Raw genomic sequence first — 19,074 nt, forward strand, 5'->3', positions numbered from 1 at the left:
CAGGAAGGCGGTGATCCCGCGCGGGCCGTCCTCGCCGGTGCGGGCCATGACGGTGTAGAAGTCGGCGATGCCGCCGTGCGTGATCCAGGCCTTGGAACGTGGCCTGCTGGGCGGCCCATTGGGGCTGCGCGGACGTACGGCTGCTGGGGCGGGTCGGGCCGGACGCGGCGGCGTGGCACGAGCGGGCGCTGACCGCGGCGGGGGTGCGGGCCCAGTTGGTGGTCGACCCGCAGGCGCCGACGGGGACGGTGATCTGCCTGGTGGACACGGGCGCCGCGGCCGAGCGGACGTTCCTCACCGACAGCGGCGCGTCGTTGCGGATCGGTCCCGGGGACTGGTCGGACGCGCTGCTCGACGGCGTGGCCTGGCTGCACCTCTCCGGCTACCTGCTCTTCTCCGAATCCGGCCGGGCGCTGGTGGCGGTGGCCCTGGCGGCGGCACGCGCGCGTGGAGTGCCGGTCAGCATGGACCCGGCGTCGGCAGGGTTCCTCGCGGAACTGGGGGTGGACCGTTTCCTCGCGCTCGCCGACGGCGTGCGGGTGCTGCTGCCCAGCCGGGACGAGGCCTGCCTGCTCACCGGGTTGCCGGACGCGGCCGACGCGGCGGCGAAGCTGAGCCGCCACGTCCCGCTGGTGGTGGCCAAGCAGGGTACCGACGGTGCGCTGGTGGCCCGCTCCGGCACCGTACGCGCCCACGTCCCCGCCGCAGCGGCCAGGCCCCTGGACACCACAGGTGCCGGTGACGCCTTCACCGGCGCCTTTCTCGCCGCCCTGGTCGCGGGAGCCGAACCGGAGGCGGCAGCGCGGGAGGGATGCGCGGCGGGCGCGCGGGCGGTGGAGCAGGTGGGTGGGCGGCCACCCGTGGGACCGGCCGTTCGGTGAGCGAGGCCCGAGCCCTGGTCGGACGACCGAACCGGTCACCGGCACACCGTCCGCGCGCTGCTGGGCGTGAATGCGTCCCAGTCCCCGGACGAGCCCCCGGAAGAATCCCCGCCGGACGAGCCCACCGCACACCTACCGCTTACGCCCCCACGCCGAAATCATCGGAGCGGCCGCCAGATCCATCGTGCCGGAGGCGATGTTGGTCAGGTGCTGCTCGACATCTTGGTCGGTGGCGAACTTCCCGGCGACGAGTTCTCCCCTTACCTGACGGATCGTCGCGGCCTCCAGGTCGGCGCAGGCCGGCGCCGCGACCGGGAAGTACGCGTCGGCCTCGACACGGACCATGCCGCACTGACGGAGCAGACGCGGCAGCCTGCGGCCGTTCTCGAGGTCGGTGCCCTGCCCGGCGAGGAACCGGTGCAGGCCGCGCCGCATCCGGTTCGCCAGTTGCTCCTCCGGGCCGTATTCGTCGGGGCAGATGAGGGGTTGCAGGGTGAGGTCGGTGTCCTCGACGAGGAGCCGGCCGCCGGGTCGCAGCGCCTTGACCATCGACCGCAACGCCCGCTCGATGTCCGGCACATGAACGAGGGCGAGTCGGGCGTGCACCAGGTCGAAGGCCTCCCCCGGCGGGTCCTGCGCACCCACGTCGTGCACGCGCCGCTCGACGGGCGAGCGGGACGGCCCCGAGGCCCACGAGCTGTCGGTGCCGGTCACGACGATCTTGCCGGTAGGACCGACCTTCTTGGCCAGCCAGGACTCCACGGAGGAACCGCCCGCGAGCTCCCAGCAACGCCAGCCGGGTCCGACGCCGAGCGCTTCGAAGTGCCGGAACGTCGTCGGGTCGAAGAGGCTTGCGAGGGCGTCGGAGAACGAGACCACCCGGGACTGGCGGCTGTCGGGCCGATAGCTGTTCTCGGTTAGCGTCATACCCCGATCATCCCACTTGTCCTACTTGTCCGAAGTGTCTGACGCTCCGGTACGACGAGTCGGCTGCGACGTGTGGTTTACAAGGCGACCCTCACACGGGGGCCATGGCGAGGACCGCGCCGGGGGCCCAACTCCCGTCGTCCACAACCGGGAACCAAGCGGAATCGGGGTTTTCCACAGGCTTACCCGCTGCTCACGCGGTCCTGGCACACTGGCGCGACAGGCGCAGGAATGCGGCGCGAGAGGGATCCACGCGAGGAGATGCAGATGTCCATGGCAGGGAATCTGCGGAAGGTCACGGGCCTTGGCAGGGGCGGCGGCCTGCGCAAGGTCGCGCGGCTGGCCAGGAGGCGCCGGCGCGTCGACCTGAGCCACCCGGCGCGGTCCCCGCTGGGCTCCTCGGTGGTCAACTGCGTGGCCTACGAGGAGGGGACCCGGCTCCCCCTCGGTGGCGACCTCGTGGATACGGTGAGCCGGGTGCGCAAGAGCGGGGCGGGCTTCGTCTGGCTCGGCCTGCACGAGCCGACCGACCAGGAGTTCGCCGGTATCGCCGAGCTCTTCGACCTGCACCCGCTGGCGGTCGAGGACGCGATCGAGGCCCACCAGCGCCCGAAGGTGGAGAGGTACGGCGAAACGCTGTTCGCGGTGTTCAAGTCGGTCTGCTACGTCGAACACGAGGAACTCACCGCCACCAGCGAGGTGGTGAACACCGGCGAGATCATGGTGTTCGTCGGCCAGGACTTCGTGGTCACGGTGCGGCACGGCCGGCACGGCTCGCTGGGCCCGCTGCGCGAGGAGCTGGAGGCCGACCCCCACCAGCTCACCAAGGGACCCTCGGCGGTGCTGCACGCGGTCGCGGACCACGTCGTCGACGAGTACCTGAACGTCATCGACGCGGTGCAGGCGGACATCGAACAGGTGGAGACGGACGTCTTCGCGGAGCACGGCGCACGCGCGGACCCGGGCCGTATTTACCAGCTCAAGCGTGAACTGCTGGAGCTGAAGCGGGCCGTGGTCCCGCTCGGCCGGCCGCTGCTGGATCTCGCCGACCGGCCGATGCGGGTGGTGGAGCCCGAGATACAGGCGTACTTCCGCGACGTCTCGGACCACCTGATGCGCGCGACGGAGCAGCTCGCCGGGTTCGACGAACTGCTCAACTCCATCCTGCAGGCCCACCTTGCGCAGGTCACGGTCGCGCAGAACGAGGACATGCGGAAGATCACGGCCTGGGCCGCGATAGTCGCCGTGCCCACGATGGTCTGCGGGGTCTACGGCATGAACTTCGACCACATGCCCGAGCTGCACTGGAAATATGGTTATGGCATGGTCATCGGCGTCATATCAGTGGCCTGCCTGGCCCTGTACCGCGGATTCCGGCGCAACGGCTGGCTGTGACCGCCCGGTGCGGGTGAGGCAGGCCGACGGTCAGCGGCTCGTGCTCCTGGCGTAGACCCGCTCCGCCCAGTAGGCGATCTGGTCCTCCGTCAGGTGCTGGGCGAGGTCGGCCTCGCTGATCATGCCGACCAGGCGCTTGTTCTCGATGACGGGCAGCCGGCGGATCTGGTGATCCTCCATCTCCTGGAGCACCTCGCCCACGTCGGCGCTCGCGTCGACCCAGCGCGGCGTGCCCTGAGCCATCTCGCCCGCGGTGACCTTGGACGGGTCGTGCCCCATGGCGACACAGCCGACCACGATGTCGCGGTCGGTGAGGATGCCGCAGAGCCGTTCGTTCTGGTCGCTGATGGGCAGGGCCCCGACGTTGAGCTCACGCATCAGCTGGGCGGCGCGGTCCAGGGTCTCGTGAACGGGGATCCACTGGGCGCCCCGGTGCATGATCTCTCCGGCAGTGGTCATGGGGTACCTCCCGGTGCCGGACGGCCGGCGCGGCGCGGAACACACCGCTAGTCCCGGCGCCTTCATTCTCGTCGGGCCGTCCTGCCCACGCACCCGGGAGCGGTCAGGGGGAGAACCCGATGATCTTCCGCGGTACGCCGCGGAAGATCACCCGGGACTCCTCGCCCTTCTCCGTCGGGGGATCGATGCGGCCGAGAGGCGTTTCAGCCGCTCCACGCCGGGCGGCGCGGGTCGTCGGCGCGGACGAGGACGTCGGCCGTGCCGGCGGGGTCGGTCTCCTGCTCGTAGCGCTCGAAGGCGGGGAGGGTCCAGTGGCCGGCCTCGGGGGTGCGGCGGCGCAGGGCGCCCGGGGAGAGCAGGAGATGAACGGTCAGGTCGAAGGGGAACCAGTGGCGCAGCAGGAAGGGGCCGTGCAGCAACAGGATGCCGCCGGGCGGGAGCTGGACGTAGGGGCTGCGCGTGGCGCGGTCGGTGACCGGGTCCAGGAGGTCGGGCAGGACGCGACCGTCGCCGTCCGCTTCGAGGGGTCCGAACACCTCGCGCCACAGGGCGCCGGTGTCGAACCAGCCGTCGTAGTAGGCGTCCACGTCCTGGTGCCCGTGCTCCAGACGGACGGAGGCAGGGCGGAGGAAGCCCTCCGTGCCGACGACCAGCGAGGAGCGGCCCCGGGTGCGCAGGACCTCGTGGACGCGAGCGGCGAGGTCTCCCGGCGCGGCCGCCGGGGCGCCGTCGAAGGCGACGCGTGGCCAGGGGCTGCCGTCGGCCGGCTTGAGGTCGAGCAGGCGTTCGGCGAGGCGGTCGCCGAGCCGGTCCCAGGTGATCGCTTCGAGTCGCACACGACCATGATTGCGGATGCGGGGGTGGTGACGGACAGGGCCGCGTCACGGTGCGGGAATGCGGGGCGTGGAAGCCGGGGGGCCGTGGGAATGAAGCGGACATGGCAGTGCGCGTGACTCCCTCGCCGGCCGGCGGAGGCGAGACCAGACCCCTCACCGGCTGCGGTACCGCTCCCGTTGTCATCCAGTCGCTGAAGAAGAAGCGCTGCGCCCGCTGCCGGCGTGGTCCGCTGTCGCTGCTCGTCATGGAGGACAGGGCGCCCCGGTGCCTCCACTGTGCCGACCTCGGGCATCTGGTGTTCCTCCCGCGTGGCGACACGGCGCTGACGCTCCGGGCGCGGGAGGAGAGCTCGCTGTCGGTGGTCGTCGTGCGGTTCAACCGGCGCAAGAGCCGTTACGAACGGCAGGGCGTCCTCGTCGAGGAGGCGGGGCTCGCCCGTGCCGAGGAGCGGTGCCTGGCGGACGCGGAGGCCCGCCGCAGGCGCCGGGCGCGGGACGCGCAACGCCGGGCGGTCGCGGACTCACGGTTCGCGGAGGCGTTCGCGGCGGAGATCCTGCGGCTGTTTCCGGGGTGCCCTCCGGAGCGGGCACGGGCAATCGCGGCGTACGCGTCGCAGCGGGGCAGCGGGCGCGTGGGGCGGTCGCCGGCCGGGCGGGCGCTGACGGAGGGGGCGGTGACGTCGGCGGTGGTGGCGGCGGTGCGGCATGGGGACACGCCGTACGACCAGCTGATGATGAGCGGAGTGCACAGGCACGAGGCGCGGCGCAGGATCGCGGCGTCCGTGCAGACGGTGCTGCGGGAGTGGCGGGAGGCGGGGCTCGGGTCCGTGGGGTGACGGGACGGGCTCGTGAGGTGACGGGGACCGGCCGTGGGATGACGGGGGCGCTGACGGAGCGCGTACCGCGACGCGGGCCTCCTCGCGTGGACGCTCGCGTATGGGCTTGCGGCGCCGAGGAATGGTCCGGGTCGGTCGGCCGGGATTCACTGAGGAGGAGCGGGGACGACCGGTGTGCCGGTCGGGGGCCCGATACGACATGGGAGGAGTGGGTGACGTGATCGACGGGCCGTACTTCGTGCTGACGGTCGTGGGGCTGCTCGGGGCGGGGCTGGTGGCGGGGGTCTTCTGCGGTTTCTCGACCTTCGTGATGCAGGGGCTGGCCGCGCTGCCCGCGGCGCAGGGCGTCGCCGCGATGAAGGCGATCAATGTGACGGCGTTGCGGCGGCCGTTCATGTCGGTGTTCCTGGGATCGACGCTGGTCTGCGCGGTGATCGCGGTGGTGACCTTCGTGCTGTGGCCGGACGAGGGGGCCGTGGAGCTGCTGGTGGGCAGCGCGCTGTATCTGTTCGGGTGTTTCGGGGTGACCGTGCTGGCGAACGTGCCGCGCAACGACGCGCTGGTCAAGGTGGAAGCGGGCACCGGGGAGGCCGCCGCCTACTGGCCGACGTACGTGCGCGAGTGGACGGCGTGGAACCACGTGCGGACGGTCGCCGCGGCCGGTGCGGTGGTGGCGTACCTGCTGGCCCTCGTGTGAGCCGCCGGCGGGGGCTCTGCGCGGGTCGCCGACGGGACGTATCGTGGCCAGAAGGGTGCCGCCGATGACGTACGGCCCGTCGTACCCCGATGCAAGGAAAGCCGGCCATGGCCGATCCCAAGGGTTTCATGACCACACCCCGCCAGGAATGGCCCAGGCGGCCGGTCGAGGAGCGGGTGCGGGACTGGAACGAGGTCTATGTCCCGGGGGCGCTCCTTCCCATCATCAACCAGCAGGCGGACCGCTGCATGGACTGCGGCATCCCCTTCTGCCACGAGGCGTGTCCCCTGGGCAATCTCATCCCGGAGTGGAACGACCTGGTCTCCCGGGAAGACTGGCGGGCGGCGAGCGACCGGCTGCACGCCACGAACAACTTTCCCGAGTTCACGGGACGGTTGTGTCCGGCGCCCTGCGAGGCGGGCTGTGTGCTCGCGATCAACCAGCCGGCGGTCACCATCAAGAACGTCGAGTGCGCGATCGCCGACCGCGCCTGGGAGGAGGGCTTCGCGCCGCCCAGTCCGCCGGACCGGCTGAGCGGGCGGACGGTCGCGGTGATCGGGTCCGGGCCCACGGGGCTGGCGGCGGCACAGCAGCTGACGCGGGCGGGACACACCGTCGCCGTGTACGAGAAGGACGACCGGGCCGGCGGGCTGATGCGGTACGGCATCCCCGAGTTCAAGATGGAGAAGCACCATCTGGAACGGCGGCTGGAGCAGATGCGGGCCGAGGGGACCAGGTTCCGTACGTCGACGGCGGTCGGGCGGGACATCGGGGCGGCGGAGCTGCGGTCGCGGTACGACGCCGTGGTGATCGCGACCGGCGCGACGGCGTGGCGGGAACTCGTCGTGCCGGGGCGCGAGCTGGCCGGTGTGCATCAGGCGATGCAGTACCTGCCGCTGGCGAACCGGGTGTGCGAGGGAGATCTGGAGGCCTCGCCGATGTCCGCGGCCGGGAGACATGTCGTGATCGTCGGGGGTGGTGACACGGGGGCGGACTGCTTGGGGACGGCGGTACGGCAGGGTGCGGCCTCGGTGACACAGCTGGACATCTACGCCCTGCCGGGGACCGAGCGGGACGAGGACGTGGAGCCCTGGCCGACGTACCCGAAGATCTACCGGTTGTCGGGGGCGCACGAGGAGGCAGGTGAGCTGCGGACCGCACCGGCGGCGGACGCGGACGCGCGCCTGTTCGCGGCGTCGACGCTCCGCTTCTCGGGGGACGCCGAGGGGCATGTGCGGGCCCTGCACCTCGTGGAGGTGGACGCGCGACGGCAGCCGGTCTCCGGCACCGAGCGCGAGCTGCCCGTCGACATGGCGCTGCTCGCGCTCGGCTTCTCCGGGCCCGACCGGGAGGACGGGCTCATCGACCAGCTCGGCCTGGCGATGGAGTCGCGGGGCACGATCGCACGGGACGCCGGGTTCGCGACCAACGTCCCGGGCGTCTTCGCCGCTGGGGACGCGGCGCGGGGGCAGTCGCTCATCGTGTGGGCGATCGCGGAGGGGCGGGCGGTGGCGGCGGCCGTCGACCGCTATCTGACGGGGAGTTCGGCACTGCCGGCGCCCATAGGGCCGTACGACCGGCCGATGGCGGTGTGAGGGGGCTTCGCGAGCCGGGGTTCCGTGAGGTCGGCGACCCCGGCGTGGGGAATCCCGCTCACGCCGGGGGCCGTGAGGGAGGGCGCGCCCCTCCCCTCAGCACGGTCAGCGGCGCCGCTCGTCCGTCCCCGCCACCTTCGCCGTGGACAGCGCCACCCGGTTCCAGGTGTTGATCCCGCAGACCAGGGCGATGACCTGAGCCAGTTCCTGGTCCTCGAACCGGGCCGCGGCCTCGGCGTAGACGTCGTCGGGGACGCCCGCGTCGGCGACCATCGTGAGCGCCTCGGTGAGGGCCAGGGCGGCCTGCTCCTTCGGGGTGAAGAAGTGCCGGGCCTCGCGCCAGACGGCGACCATGTGCAGCCGGTCCTCGCTCTCACCGGCCTTGCGGGCGTCGTTGGTGTGCATGTGCAGGCAGTACGCGCAGTGGTTGAGGTGCGAGGAGCGGATCTGGATCAGCTCGACGAGGGCCGGATCGAGACCGTCCCGCGCCGCCGCGTCGAAGCCGATGAGGGCGCGGAAGGCCTTCGGGGCGGACCTGGCGAAGTCGAGCCGGACCCGGCCGGCCTCGGCGGCGGCGCCGGCCGCAGGGGAGCCCACGGGAGTCGTGGTCCTCGTGGTCGCCGGGTTGGTCGTGCGGGTCGTGTCGGCCGGGGTCGTCGTATGCACCGTGTTCGTCGTCATGTCCTTCAACCTATGGGCCGCAAAGACCGACTGTAGGGTGCACTTCCATGGCAGAAACGTGGGTCAATCCCGCCCAACGCATCGGCGTGGACCTGCACTTGGAACTCGACGGTCCGGGCGGTCGTCGCGCCGCCCTCATCCGGGCCCTGCGGGACGCCGTACGCAGCGGCCGGCTCGCCCCCGGCACCCGTCTGCCCCCGTACCGCTCGCTCGCCGCCGACCTAGGTGTCGCCCGCAACACGGTCGCCGACGCCTACGCGGAACTCGTCGCGGAGGGCTGGCTGACCGCCCGTCAGGGTTCGGGCACCCGCGTCGCCGAGCGCGCCGAGCCCCTCAAGGGCGGCCCCCGGGTCGCGAAGAAGGCGCCCGCACGCGCGCGTGGCCCCCGGCACGACCTCCGGCAGGGCACCCCGGACGCGTCCGCCTTCCCGCGCGCGGCCTGGCTCGCCTCCTACCGGCGGGCGCTTCGGCAGGCACCCAACGAGGTGTTCGGGCCGGGCGACCCCGCCGGCCGCCGGGAGCTGCGCGAGGCACTCACCGAGTACCTGGCACGCGCGCGTGGCGTGCGCACGACGCCCGACCGCATCGTGATCTGCTCCGGCTTCGCGCACGCGCTGCGGCTGTTGTTCGGGGGTGGCGTCCTGGGCGGCCCGCTCGCCATGGAGGCGTACGGGCTCGGGTTCCACCGGGAGTTGCTGACGTCGGCCGGTGTCCGTACCGTCCCGCTCCCCCTGGACGAGGACGGCGTCCGCGTCGACCTGCTCGCGCGCGAGCGGGCCGTGCTCCTCACGCCCGCCCACCAGTTCCCGACCGGCGGCCCGCTGCACGCCACGCGCCGCGCAGCCGTAGTCGACTGGGCACGCGCGCGTGGGGCCGTGGTCCTGGAGGACGACTACGACGGCGAGTTCCGCTACGACCGCAAACCCGTCGGCGCCGTCCAGGGCCTCGACCCCGAGCGGGTGATCCTCGTCGGCTCGGTCAGCAAGAGCCTGTCACCGGCGCTGCGGCTGGGCTGGATGGTCCTGCCGGAGCGGTACGTCGACGGCGTCCTCGCGGCCAAGGGCGAGCGCGAGGCCTGGGCGAGCGTGCTGGACCAGCTCAGCCTCGCCGACTTCGTCACCACGGGCTCCTACGACCGCCATGTGCGCCGGATGCGGCAGCGGTACCGGAGCCGCCGGGACCGCCTCGTCGCCGCGCTCGCCGAGCACGCCCCGCACATCGAGGTCACCGGTGTCGCGGCCGGCCTGCACGCGGTGCTGCGGCTGCCGCCGGGCACCGAGCGCTCCACGGTCAAGGCCGCCGCCTGGCAGGGCGTCGCACTCGACGGCCTCGCCGCGTTCCGGCACCCGCGGGCCGGCATGACCGCGGGGGACGGCCTGGTCGTCGGCTACGCCGCCCCCTCGGAGCACGCGTACGGGGCGGCACTGGACGCGCTGTGCGGCGTCCTGCCGCCCCCGTGAGCCGGGGCGAAGCCTGGACGTAGACGCTTACGCCTTCCGTCCCACCGCGCCGTACCCCGGAATCACCCCGTCGTCCTGACCCGGCACCGGCTCCCCCAGTTCGGGACGCCATTCGGGCACCACCACGACGCCCGGCTCGACCAGTTCCAGCCCGCCGAAGAAGTCGGCGAACTCGTCCCGCGAGCGCAGCGCCAGCGTCACGCCCGCGGCCCGGAGCTGCTCGGTGGCCGCCGCGGACTCCTCCGGGGTGAAGTCGGCGGTGGCGTGGGTCATCATCAGGTAGCTGCCGGAGGGCAGTACGGCCAGCAGCTCAGAGACCAGCTCGTGAGCGCCGTCCGCGTCGGGTACGAAGTGCAGCAGCGCGACGAGGGAGAGCGCCACGGGCCGACTGAGGTCCAGGACCTTCGCGGCCCCCTCGATGATGGTGGCCGGATCCCGCACATCCGCCTGGAGGTACTCGGTGACGCCCTCCGGCGTGCCGCGCAGCAGGGCCGCCGCGTGGGCCAGCACGATCGGGTCGTTGTCGCAGTAGACCACGCGCGCGTCCGGCGCGACGGACTGCGCGACCTGGTGCAGGTTGGGCTCGGTGGGGATGCCCGTGCCGATGTCCAGGAACTGCCGTACGCCGTTCGTGGCCAGCCAGCGTGTGGCCCTGTGCATGAACGCACGGTTGACCCGCGCCATGACCGGCACCCGGGGGTCCAGGGCCAGCATCTGCCGGCCCATCTCCTCGTCGACGGGGTAGTTGTCCTTGCCGCCCAGATACCAGTCGTACATCCGTGCGGGATGGGGCTTGCTGGTGTCGATCGCGGTCATGAGGCGCTCCGTGGACGTCGGACGTGATGTGTGATCAATTCAGCACCAAGGTAAGGCAGTTGAGCCGGCAACAGGGAACCGGATGAAGCACGTCTACAAGCCGAGGTCCGTCAGGACAGCAGGAAGTCCGCTTCCCCCGCCTTCGCACCCTCGATGAACGCGGTCATCTCGTCGGAGGTGTAGATCAGCGCCGGCCCGTCGGGGTCGGTGGACTGCCGGACGGCGATACGGCCGTCGGCCAGCTTCATCGCCTCCAGGCAGTTGCCCCCGTTGCCACCGCTCCACGGCTTGTGCCAGCCCTCGCTGCCCAGTTCCCGGGCGGGCATGCCGTTGTAGATCCGCTCCGCGCGGACCCGCGGCTTGGGCTGGGACGTGATGCGATCCATTCACAACTCCTTGCGGAGATCCTCCAGGATCTCCTTCGTGCGATGTGCCGTAGCGGCCTGCGCCGCCATGCGGTCCATGACCTCCAGGTGGGTGGCCACCTCGACGCGCGCGTCCAGGTAGACGGCGCCGGTCAGGTACTCGCTGTAGACCATGTCCGGGAGTTCGGGCACGGCGAACCGGAACAGCACGAAGGGGCCGTACGTGCCGGGATGCGGTCCCGTGGCGAACGGGGCCACCTGCAACGTCACGTTGGGCAGCTTCGTCGCGTCGAGCAGCCTTTCGATCTGGGCACGCATCACCTCCGGGCCGCCGACCGGGCGGCGCAGCACGGTCTCGTCCAGCACGGCCCACATCCTCGGCGCGTCCCTGCGGGTGAGCAGGTCCTGGCGTTGCATACGCAGTGCGACGTGTCGCTCGATGTCCTCGGGCCGGGTCTGACCGACGGCGCCCGACCTCAGAACCCCGCGCGCGTAGTCCTCCGTCTGCAGGAGCCCGGGTACGAAGTGGGGCTCGTAGCTGCGGATGAGGGAGGCGGCACCCTCCAGGCTCACGTACATCGAGAACCAGCCGGGCAGGATGTCGTGGTACCGCTGCCACCAGCCGGGCTTGTTGGCCTCCTCGGCCAGCTGTACGAAGGCGTCGGCCTCGTCGTCGGAGATCCCGTAGGCCCTCAGGAGCAGTTGGAGGTACGGGATCTTGAGGGATACCTCGGCCGTCTCCATACGGCGGATGGTGGCGGGGGCGACGCGCAGGACACGGGCCGCTTCCTCGCGTTTGAGTCCGGCGCGTTCGCGCAGGTCGAGCAGGCGCCTGCCGAGGACGACCTGGCCGACCGTCGGCGCCGACCGCGGCTCGCTCACGCTCCACCTCCGCTCATCGAAACCCTGACAACTGCGCGATCCACAGGGATCCCGCGGTCATCCCGCATCAATCCCGTACGGACCTTGTACGAATCCTGACAGCCCAGCGGCGCCATTCGAAGACCTATTCGAAGGTCGGGGCCGACCTCGCAGATCTCAACTGGCGCCGCATCACATGCTGTTGCGAGCAGTGTGCCACGACCGTTCACCGCGTCACACAGCACTCTGCAATTTTCAGAGTGACACTTGCCAAGTTGTTCGCGGCAGGGCGATAGTGGCAAGCGTGATTCCGTCCGTGCCCTTAGGAACAGACGCCACCGCAGGCCTCTTCGGCCTCGGTGCCGATGGAGGTCCCTCCGCTCGCGCCGGTGCGAGAGTGGGGGAGCCGGCCGATCCCTTCGGGTCCGCCGCCGAGCGCCGGTTCCGCTTCGAGCTGACCGCGCATCCGGGTTCTCCCGCGCAGGCCAGGCGCCTGACGCGGATCCGGCTGAACGGCTGGGCCGTGTGCGAGGACACCTGCGACACGGCCGCACTGGTGGTGTCGGAGCTGGTCACCAACGCGATCCTGCACACCGCGAGCGATGTCGTCGTCTGCGAGCTGCAGGACCAGGACGACCTGGTGCGTATAGCCGTGCGTGACCAAGGATGCGCCACCGGTGAGCCCCACCCGTCCTCGGTCAGGGCCGAGGAGGAGCACGGGAGGGGACTGCTCCTCGTCGACGCGCTCGCACACGCCTGGGGCGCCCACGAACACGGCCCCGGCCTGCTGGTCTGGGCCGAGCTGCCGCGCCAGGCCGACAGCGCGCGCGGCGACCTCGGCTGGGGCGCCCGCCCCAAGCCGGACCCGTCCGGCGGCTCGGGCGAGGACGACGACGAGGCACACGCGCGCGTGTGCCGCCCGGCGCACGGCGAAACGGGGACCGAATGGGTGTGACGGCCGCTCCCGGCGGCGGACAGGCACTCACCCTGGACACGTTGGTCCGCCTCAGCCGCGGGCTGCGCAGGCCGGAGGCACCGTCGCTGCGGCTGTCCGTGCCCGACGGCATGACCGCCCCGCTGGGCTGCGACGCGGTGCAGGTGCCCGCCCGCTTCGGCCCGCTCGTTCTGCCCCGCCTCCCGCGCGTGGGCTGCGTCTACGCCGACGACGCGCACTGGTGGTGGCTGGTCCCGTCCGACTCGGACTACGCCCTGGAGTGGCCCGCCCCGGCGCGCTACGCGGCCGGTGCGCTGGTCCCCGAGGCCCCCCTTCTCATCCACCGCCCCGACGGCACCCTCCCCTACACTCCGCCGATCCCGCTCTATCTGGCCCTGTGCCGCATCATCGGGACGGCACCGAGCTGGTCACGGGCCATCACCGCGTAGGGCTCCGTCAGGTGCCTTCAGGGATCGGCCCACGGACGTCGTAGGCGCCCCCGCGCCGTGGGCGTACGCCCGCCGTACGGGCGAAGCGAGCCGGCACCACACGACCGACTGCCCCGGGCCGCCCTGATCCCCCGGGGCACACCTCCCCTGCGGGCCCCGCCCACCGGCACATCAGCCCGCGCGGTCCCTCTCCGTGCGCCCTCACCCCAAGGCCCGCACCCCCACGCACCCGGGCGTACGCCCCCGCCCCCCACCCTGCGCCCTGCCCAGTCGCCGACCGTGCCGCGATAGTGGCCGTTCGTGCGCGTTCGGGGGAGGTCGACCGTGGGGACGAGGGGCGGCGTGGGCAAGCCGGAGGTGTCCGAGTCGGAGCGACTGCTCTTCGGTGGCCCCCTCCGCTACGACATGGGCTGGAACCAGCACGCGGACGCCTTCCTGGAGCTCGGCTTCCGGGCCATGATCACGCGGATGCCCGCCCTGCTCGCCGCGAGCCTCCGGCTGGCCCGGCAGGCCGACCCGGGTGCCGCGCGGATCGTGCTGTCGGCCGAGGTGGGCCGGGGGCTCGCCCAGGCGGTGAGTCTGTTCGCGGTCAACAGCGTGCTGAGCGGACTCATGGGCACCGGCCCCATCGAGGACCGGCTGCGCGGCGCCGTCCCCGCGCTGACCGCCATCGCCGTCGTCCTGTTGCTCGGCGCGCTGCTGCGGGCGGTGTCGACGTACGCCACCGGCCGGCTGGAGCCCAAGGTGGAGCGCGTGGCCACCGAGCTGTACCTGGAGCGGGCCGCGGCCGTCGAGCTCGCGGCGATCGAGGACCACGCCTTCCACAAGCTGCTGGACACCGCGCAGTACGGCGCCTCCTCGGCTCGCCGCATGATCATGTACGGCACACGGGTGGTGAACGCGATGATCTCGCTGGTCGCGGCGGCCGGCGTGCTCACCGTGCTGCATCCGCTGCTGCTCCCGCTGCTGGTGACGATGACGCTGCCGAGCGCCTGGAGCGCGCTGACCAACGCCCGGCGCCGCTACGAGTCGTTCCACACCTGGGTGCAGCACGCGCGCGCTGGTCACCTGATCAGCGGCCTGCTGACGGAACCGGAGGCGGCCCCCGAGATCCGTGTGCACGGTGTGGGCCCGTTCCTGCTGCGGCACTTCCGGGCGATGTCGGAGGCCGCTGAGGCGGAGCAGGCCAGGCTGGCGGGGCTCGCGGCCCGTACCGGCCTGATCGCGGCGGCGTGGACGGGCCTCGCGACGGTGTCGACGTACGCCACGCTCGGTGGTCTGCTGCTCGCCGGGGCGATGTCGCTGGCGGTGGCGGGCACGGCCGTGATCGCCATCCGGACCGGCTCGGCGAGCCTGGAGACGCTCGTCCTGGAGATCAACCAGCTGCACGAGGAGGCCCTCTTCGTGGGTGATCTGGAGCGGCTGTACGTCGAGGCCGCCGAACGGGCGATTCCGGTCGGCGGCGCGGCCCTGCCGGAGGACCCGCGGGAGATCCGCTTCGAGAACGTCACGTTCAGCTACCCGGGTGACGCCACCCGCCCCGCGCTCGACGACATCACCCTGACGCTGCCGCTGGGCCGGATCATCGCGCTGGTCGGCGAGAACGGCTCCGGCAAGACCACCCTCGTCAAGCTGCTCGCCGGGCTGTACAAACCGGACCGGGGCCGGATCCTGTGGGACGGCGTCGACGCGGCGACCGCGGACCGGCACCGGCTGGCCGAGCGGGTCGCGATGGTGGCGCAGGACTTCAAGCGGTGGCCGTTCACGGCCCGGGTGAACGTGGCCGTGGGCCGCCCCTCGGCGCCGGTCACCGAGGAGCGGCTGGCCGCGGCGGTCGTGGAGGCGGGCGCCGAGGACGTGGTCGCGGATCTGCCGCGCGGTCTGGACACACTGCTGGCCCGCAACTTCAGCGGCGGGCACGAGTTGTCCGGCGGCCAGTGGCAGCGGCTCGGCATCGCCCGGGCGGCGTACCGGCGGGGCAGCATCCTGATCGTGGACGAGCCGACGGCCGCCCTGGACGCCCGGGCCGAGCTGGAGGTGTTCGACAAGATCCGCGCGCTGGCCGGGACCGGCCAGACTGTCGTACTCATCACCCACCGGCTGGCGTCCGTACGCCATGCGGACCTGGTGCACGTGCTGGACGAGGGCCGGCTCGTGGAATCGGGAACTCCGGAGGAACTGCTCGTCAAGGGCGGCGTCTACGCGGAGCTGTACGGGTTGCAGGCCGAGCAGTTCGCGGTGCGGGCGCCCGCGCCGAAGACGGGCTGACCCCTGCTCACTCCGTTCCGTCGCCACCTCGGACGATCACCAGGAACGTGTCCGTCGCGAGGTCCATCACGACCTCGGCGGGCAGCCCCTCCGAGCGACGTGCCTGCGCGAACTCCTCCGCCGGCCACGAGCCTCGCGGGCCGCCTGCGGGAAAGCGTTCGACCACCATTCGCCCGTTCACCATCCTGCACCTCCAGAAAGCGTCGTACTTGTAGGAGTTAACGCCGTCGGAAGGGAAATCGCCTCGCCAAGTGACACGACTGAGACGTAGTTGACACTCGTTCACCGTCAAACGTGCGGACGGCTGCCTCATTTCCGCGTTGACCGTTACCCTCTGCTTCACTCCTCGTACTCGTCGTGATAGCGAATCCGTTCGCTGCCCGCGGGTGCCCCGAATGCCGACGCGCGCCCCTTGGGTTCCTCCCACTCCTCCTGCCGACCCAGCGCGGTGAGGTCGAGAAGACTGGTGGTCGAGCCGAGTCCGTCCAGCCCGCGCTCGTACGTCGAATAGGTGTGGAACACCCGGTCCCGGTCCCGCAGGAAACAGCTCACGCCGGGACGCTCGACAAGTTCACCCTCGTGCACCAGCGTCGCCTCGAAGTCGACGTTGAAGTCGTTGCCGTACGACGAGTACCAGGGCAGCGTCCAGCCCATCCGTGCCTTGAACGGAAGGATCCTCGTGTACGGCGTCCGCGACACGGCGGCGAATGTCGTCCCGCGCGCGTGGAGATGCGCCAGATGGCCGACCTGGTCGAGGAACGCCGAGCAGCTGCGGCAGCCGGCCTCCCACTCGGGCGGAAACATGAAGTGGTAGACGACGAGCTGCTGCCGCCCCTCGAAGAGGTCGAGCAGGGTGGCCTTCCCGTCACCCCCCTCGAACACGTACTCCGTGTCGGCCTCCACCATCGGCAGCCGGCGGCGCTCGGCGTTGAGCGCGTCCCGCGCGCGTGTGGCCGCCTTCTCCTTGACCAGCAGTTCCTGACGCGCCCTGCGCCATTCCTCGCGCGAGGCGATCTCCGGAAGCGACATGGCCCCTCCTGTGCAACGGTCCCGTTGCGGGTGGTGACCGGTGGGCGGGGCGGAACTCATCGCGGATCCACGAAATTTTTCGGGAGGTTTTCCCGGGCCAGGTGACGGAGGGCGCCGCGTCAGGTGTCGTACTCCTGGATACGGCGTCCGTGGCCGCGGTCGATGAGCGCGGGCATCCGCTCGCGCAACTCGCCTGCGACCGCTCCCACGTTCAGGGTCAGCAGCTCGCGGTCCCGCATCAGTACCCGCCCTTCGACCACGGTCGTGCGGACGTCGCTGGAGCGGGCGCTGTGCACCAGGGTCGCGGCGAGGTCGTGCACGGGCTGGGTGTGCGGGCCGGTGAGGTCGACGAGGACGATGTCGGCGCGCCGTCCCGGGGCGAGGGAGCCGACGGTGTCCCCCAGGCCGACCGCCCGGGCGCTCTGCAGCGTGGCGTGGTGCAGGGCCTGACGCGCGGTCAGCCAGCGCGGGTCGCCCTCGGCGGACTTCTGGACGAGGGCGGTGAGCGCCATCGACTCCCACACGTCGAGGGAGTTGTTGGAGGCGGCTCCGTCGGTGGCGAGTCCGACGGGGATGCCGAGTGCGCGCAGGGCGCGTACTGGTGTGGTGCCGGGCCAGCCGAACTTCAGATAGCCGCGGGGGGCGGTGGCGACGGCGATCCGGCCGGCCGCGCGTTCCAGCAGGGGCAGGTCCCGGTCGAGGATGCCCGTGCCGTGCGCGACGAGGAGGTCGGTGTCGAGCAGTCCGGTGCGCTCCAGGACCCCGATGGGGGTGACGCCGTGGCGGGCGAGGCTGGCGTCGGTCTGGCCGCGGTTCTCGGCGGCGTGGAGGTGCACCGGCAGGTGGTGGGCGCGGGCCAGGCCGGCGGTCGCGGCGAGGTCCGCGTCGTCGACGGTGTAGGGGGCGTGCGGGGCGAGGGCGGTGGTGATACGGCCGCCCGCGCGCCCCCTGTTGCGCAGCGCGAAGTCGAGACTGCGCTCGCGCCCTTCGGGCCCCTGCGACGAGAAGAACGCCTCGCCCAGATGGGCCCGCATCCCGCACTCCTCGACGACGGCGGCGACGGCGTCCATCGTGAAGTAGTGGTCGGCGAAGCAGGTGACGCCGCCCCGGATCATCTCGGCGCAAGCCAGCCGCGCGCCCAACTCCACGTCCCGCGCGGTGAGATTGGATTCGACGGGCCAGACGACGTCGTTGAACCACGCCTCGGTGGGCAGATCCTCCGCGAGGCCGCGCAGGGTGACCATCGGGGCGTGGGTGTGGCAGTTGACGAGGCCGGGGAGGGCGACCTGACCGGCGGCGTCGATGCGCTCGACGGCCGGCCGGTGCCGTACGGCGTCGGCGGTCGTGACGGACTCGACGACTCCGCCCCGTACGACGACCGCGGCGTTCTCCTCGAACCGGATCCGCTCCTGGTCGTCGTGCACGAGGACGGCGCACCCGGTGATGACGAGGTCCGCGGGGGCTTCTGCGCGCGGGTGCGTGAGGGCTTCTGCGGGACAAGGCGTCATCCCGCCAACGTACGACGCGGCCGCCGGGGCGCGTGAAGTGAACGACGCATCGTGTCGCGGGTCTGTCCAGGGACCGCGCGCACGGGCACGCTGGCCTCACGACAGACGTCGTCCGGCCGCTGAAAGGATCCCGGCATGCTGCTCGGCACCTGGAACCTGGAGAACCTGTACCGGCCCGGCGGGCCGTACGGCCCCAAGGACAAGGCAGCCTACGAGACCAAGCTCGCCGCCCTGGCCGACGTGATCGCGGAACTCGACCCGGCCCTGCTCGGCGTACAGGAGGTCGGGGATCCGGACGCCCTGGCGGACCTGGCCGGAATGCTGGCCGGCAACTGGCACATCGCCCTGTCCGGGCACGCCGACAGCCGGGGTATCCGGGTCGGCTTCCTCAGCCGTACGCCGATGGTGGTGCTCTCCGACACGACGGGGTTCCCGGCACCGCTGCGGCCGGTGCAGGCGGACGACTCCGGGCCGGAGGTGACGGCCGCGGGCCGGGGTCTGCTGGCGGTGCGCGCCGGCGAGCTGTCGGTGGCGGTGGCGCATCTGAAGTCGAAGCTGCTGTCGTACCCGGACAACCGTTTCCACCCCCGCGACGAGGGCGAACGCGCCCGCTACGGGGCCTACGCCCTTTTCCGGCGGACCGCCGAGGCGACGGCGCTGCGCGCGCTGGCCGACAAGCTGCTGGCGGGCGACGGGCGGGCGCGGGACGTGCTGGTGCTGGGCGATCTGAACGACGAGGCGCAGGCGGCGACCACGCAGATCCTGCTCGGCCCGCCCGGTTCGGAGATCGGCACGCCCGGCTTCAAGGCGGCTGACAAGGGCGACGCGGCCCGGCTGTGGAACGTGGCGCCGCTGATACCCGCCGAACAGAGGTTCTCGCGGGTCAACTCCGGGCGGCGCGAGCTGATCGACCACCTGCTGTGCAGTCATCGGCTGGTCCGCCGGGTCACGGAGGCGGGGACGGGGCTGCCGGGGTCCAAGGCACCGGAACTGCCGTCGGTGGGACCGGATCCGGCGGAGCGCCGGGGGGTGGCGGGGTCGGATCACGCGCCGGTGTGGCTGCGGGTCGGGGTGTGA

The 19,074-nt window shown here is 72.0% G+C and carries 19 protein-coding genes and 1 pseudogene; 10 read left to right on the plus strand and 10 right to left on the minus strand.

The window, feature by feature from the left end; genetic code table 11:
* Positions 1–95: 95 nt before the first annotated feature.
* A pseudogene (locus tag AB0O67_RS19490) lies at positions 96–881 on the plus strand (PfkB family carbohydrate kinase); the annotation flags it as partial.
* A 132-nt stretch (positions 882–1,013) separates the two neighbouring features.
* Here the strand turns inward: AB0O67_RS19490 and AB0O67_RS19495 are convergent.
* On the minus strand, positions 1,014–1,808 hold the full coding sequence (locus AB0O67_RS19495; RefSeq protein ID WP_365451632.1) for a methyltransferase domain-containing protein: 795 nt from the start codon (positions 1,806–1,808) through the stop codon (positions 1,014–1,016).
* A gap of 267 nt (positions 1,809–2,075) precedes the next feature.
* Here AB0O67_RS19495 and AB0O67_RS19500 point away from each other — a divergent pair, with 267 nt between their 5' ends.
* The gene (locus tag AB0O67_RS19500) at positions 2,076–3,203 is read left to right on the plus strand and encodes a magnesium and cobalt transport protein CorA (RefSeq protein ID WP_365451634.1); all 1,128 of its coding nucleotides are present in this window, start codon (positions 2,076–2,078) and stop codon (positions 3,201–3,203) included.
* A gap of 30 nt (positions 3,204–3,233) precedes the next feature.
* Here the strand turns inward: AB0O67_RS19500 and AB0O67_RS19505 are convergent, their stop codons facing one another.
* Both AB0O67_RS19505 and AB0O67_RS19510 read right to left on the minus strand, forming a co-directional pair.
* Positions 3,234–3,662: a CBS domain-containing protein gene (locus AB0O67_RS19505; protein WP_365451636.1), complete on the minus strand. Its 429-nt coding sequence runs from the start codon at positions 3,660–3,662 to the stop codon at positions 3,234–3,236.
* 203 nt (positions 3,663–3,865) lie between these two features.
* The gene (locus tag AB0O67_RS19510) at positions 3,866–4,498 is read right to left on the minus strand and encodes a uridine kinase (RefSeq protein WP_365451638.1); all 633 of its coding nucleotides are present in this window, start codon (positions 4,496–4,498) and stop codon (positions 3,866–3,868) included.
* Positions 4,499–4,599: 101 nt separating this feature from the next.
* Here AB0O67_RS19510 and AB0O67_RS19515 point away from each other — a divergent pair, with 101 nt between their 5' ends.
* From AB0O67_RS19515 to AB0O67_RS19525, 3 genes are all read left to right on the plus strand, one after another.
* A complete protein-coding gene (locus tag AB0O67_RS19515) occupies positions 4,600–5,334 on the plus strand; it encodes a DUF2293 domain-containing protein (RefSeq protein ID WP_365451640.1) in 735 nt (244 codons plus the stop codon).
* A gap of 217 nt (positions 5,335–5,551) precedes the next feature.
* Positions 5,552–6,031 (plus strand): anthrone oxygenase family protein, encoded by a 480-nt coding sequence (locus tag AB0O67_RS19520; protein WP_365451642.1) that lies wholly within the window; start codon positions 5,552–5,554, stop codon positions 6,029–6,031.
* Positions 6,032–6,138: 107 nt separating this feature from the next.
* Positions 6,139–7,626 carry a glutamate synthase subunit beta gene (locus AB0O67_RS19525; RefSeq protein ID WP_365451644.1) on the plus strand — a complete coding sequence of 496 codons (1,488 nt, stop codon included), beginning with the start codon at positions 6,139–6,141 and terminating at the stop codon, positions 7,624–7,626.
* Between the two features lie 105 nt (positions 7,627–7,731).
* Here AB0O67_RS19525 and AB0O67_RS19530 read toward each other — a convergent pair whose 3' ends face one another.
* Positions 7,732–8,307 (minus strand): carboxymuconolactone decarboxylase family protein, encoded by a 576-nt coding sequence (locus AB0O67_RS19530; RefSeq protein WP_365451646.1) that lies wholly within the window; start codon positions 8,305–8,307, stop codon positions 7,732–7,734.
* Between the two features lie 47 nt (positions 8,308–8,354).
* On the opposite strand from AB0O67_RS19530, the gene AB0O67_RS19535 reads away from it, so the two are divergent.
* Positions 8,355–9,767, plus strand: a complete 1,413-nt coding sequence (locus AB0O67_RS19535) for a PLP-dependent aminotransferase family protein (RefSeq protein ID WP_365451648.1) — start codon at positions 8,355–8,357, stop codon at positions 9,765–9,767.
* A gap of 27 nt (positions 9,768–9,794) precedes the next feature.
* Here AB0O67_RS19535 and AB0O67_RS19540 read toward each other — a convergent pair whose 3' ends face one another.
* The 3 genes from AB0O67_RS19540 to AB0O67_RS19550 form a co-directional block, all read right to left on the minus strand.
* The gene (locus tag AB0O67_RS19540; protein WP_365451650.1) at positions 9,795–10,583 is read right to left on the minus strand and encodes an SAM-dependent methyltransferase; all 789 of its coding nucleotides are present in this window, start codon (positions 10,581–10,583) and stop codon (positions 9,795–9,797) included.
* Between the two features lie 110 nt (positions 10,584–10,693).
* A complete protein-coding gene (locus AB0O67_RS19545) occupies positions 10,694–10,969 on the minus strand; it encodes a DUF397 domain-containing protein (protein WP_365451652.1) in 276 nt (91 codons plus the stop codon).
* Entirely contained in the window at positions 10,970–11,830 is an 861-nt protein-coding gene (locus AB0O67_RS19550; protein WP_365451654.1) for a helix-turn-helix transcriptional regulator, read from the minus strand.
* Between the two features lie 274 nt (positions 11,831–12,104).
* On the opposite strand from AB0O67_RS19550, the gene AB0O67_RS19555 reads away from it, so the two are divergent.
* From AB0O67_RS19555 to AB0O67_RS19565, 3 genes are all read left to right on the plus strand, one after another.
* Positions 12,105–12,764 (plus strand): ATP-binding protein, encoded by a 660-nt coding sequence (locus tag AB0O67_RS19555; RefSeq protein WP_365451656.1) that lies wholly within the window; start codon positions 12,105–12,107, stop codon positions 12,762–12,764.
* On the plus strand, positions 12,755–13,192 hold the full coding sequence (locus AB0O67_RS19560) for a hypothetical protein (RefSeq protein ID WP_365451658.1): 438 nt from the start codon (positions 12,755–12,757) through the stop codon (positions 13,190–13,192). Before AB0O67_RS19555 ends, AB0O67_RS19560 begins: the two co-directional genes overlap by 10 nt.
* Before the next feature lie 405 nt (positions 13,193–13,597).
* Positions 13,598–15,460, plus strand: a complete 1,863-nt coding sequence (locus AB0O67_RS19565) for an ABC transporter ATP-binding protein (RefSeq protein WP_365451699.1) — start codon at positions 13,598–13,600, stop codon at positions 15,458–15,460.
* 7 nt (positions 15,461–15,467) lie between these two features.
* Here AB0O67_RS19565 and AB0O67_RS19570 read toward each other — a convergent pair whose 3' ends face one another.
* The 3 genes from AB0O67_RS19570 to AB0O67_RS19580 all read right to left on the minus strand — a co-directional run bounded on the left by AB0O67_RS19570 (position 15,468) and on the right by AB0O67_RS19580 (position 17,997).
* Positions 15,468–15,644 (minus strand): hypothetical protein, encoded by a 177-nt coding sequence (locus AB0O67_RS19570; RefSeq protein ID WP_365451660.1) that lies wholly within the window; start codon positions 15,642–15,644, stop codon positions 15,468–15,470.
* Positions 15,645–15,799: 155 nt separating this feature from the next.
* Entirely contained in the window at positions 15,800–16,489 is a 690-nt protein-coding gene (locus AB0O67_RS19575; RefSeq protein WP_365451662.1) for a DUF899 domain-containing protein, read from the minus strand.
* Positions 16,490–16,608: 119 nt separating this feature from the next.
* A complete protein-coding gene (locus tag AB0O67_RS19580; RefSeq protein ID WP_365451664.1) occupies positions 16,609–17,997 on the minus strand; it encodes an amidohydrolase in 1,389 nt (462 codons plus the stop codon).
* A 135-nt stretch (positions 17,998–18,132) separates the two neighbouring features.
* On the opposite strand from AB0O67_RS19580, the gene AB0O67_RS19585 reads away from it, so the two are divergent.
* The gene (locus AB0O67_RS19585; protein WP_365451666.1) at positions 18,133–19,074 is read left to right on the plus strand and encodes an endonuclease/exonuclease/phosphatase family protein; all 942 of its coding nucleotides are present in this window, start codon (positions 18,133–18,135) and stop codon (positions 19,072–19,074) included.

This window comes from Streptomyces sp. NPDC086077, from assembly GCF_040686175.1.
Lineage (GTDB): Bacteria > Actinomycetota > Actinomycetes > Streptomycetales > Streptomycetaceae > Streptomyces.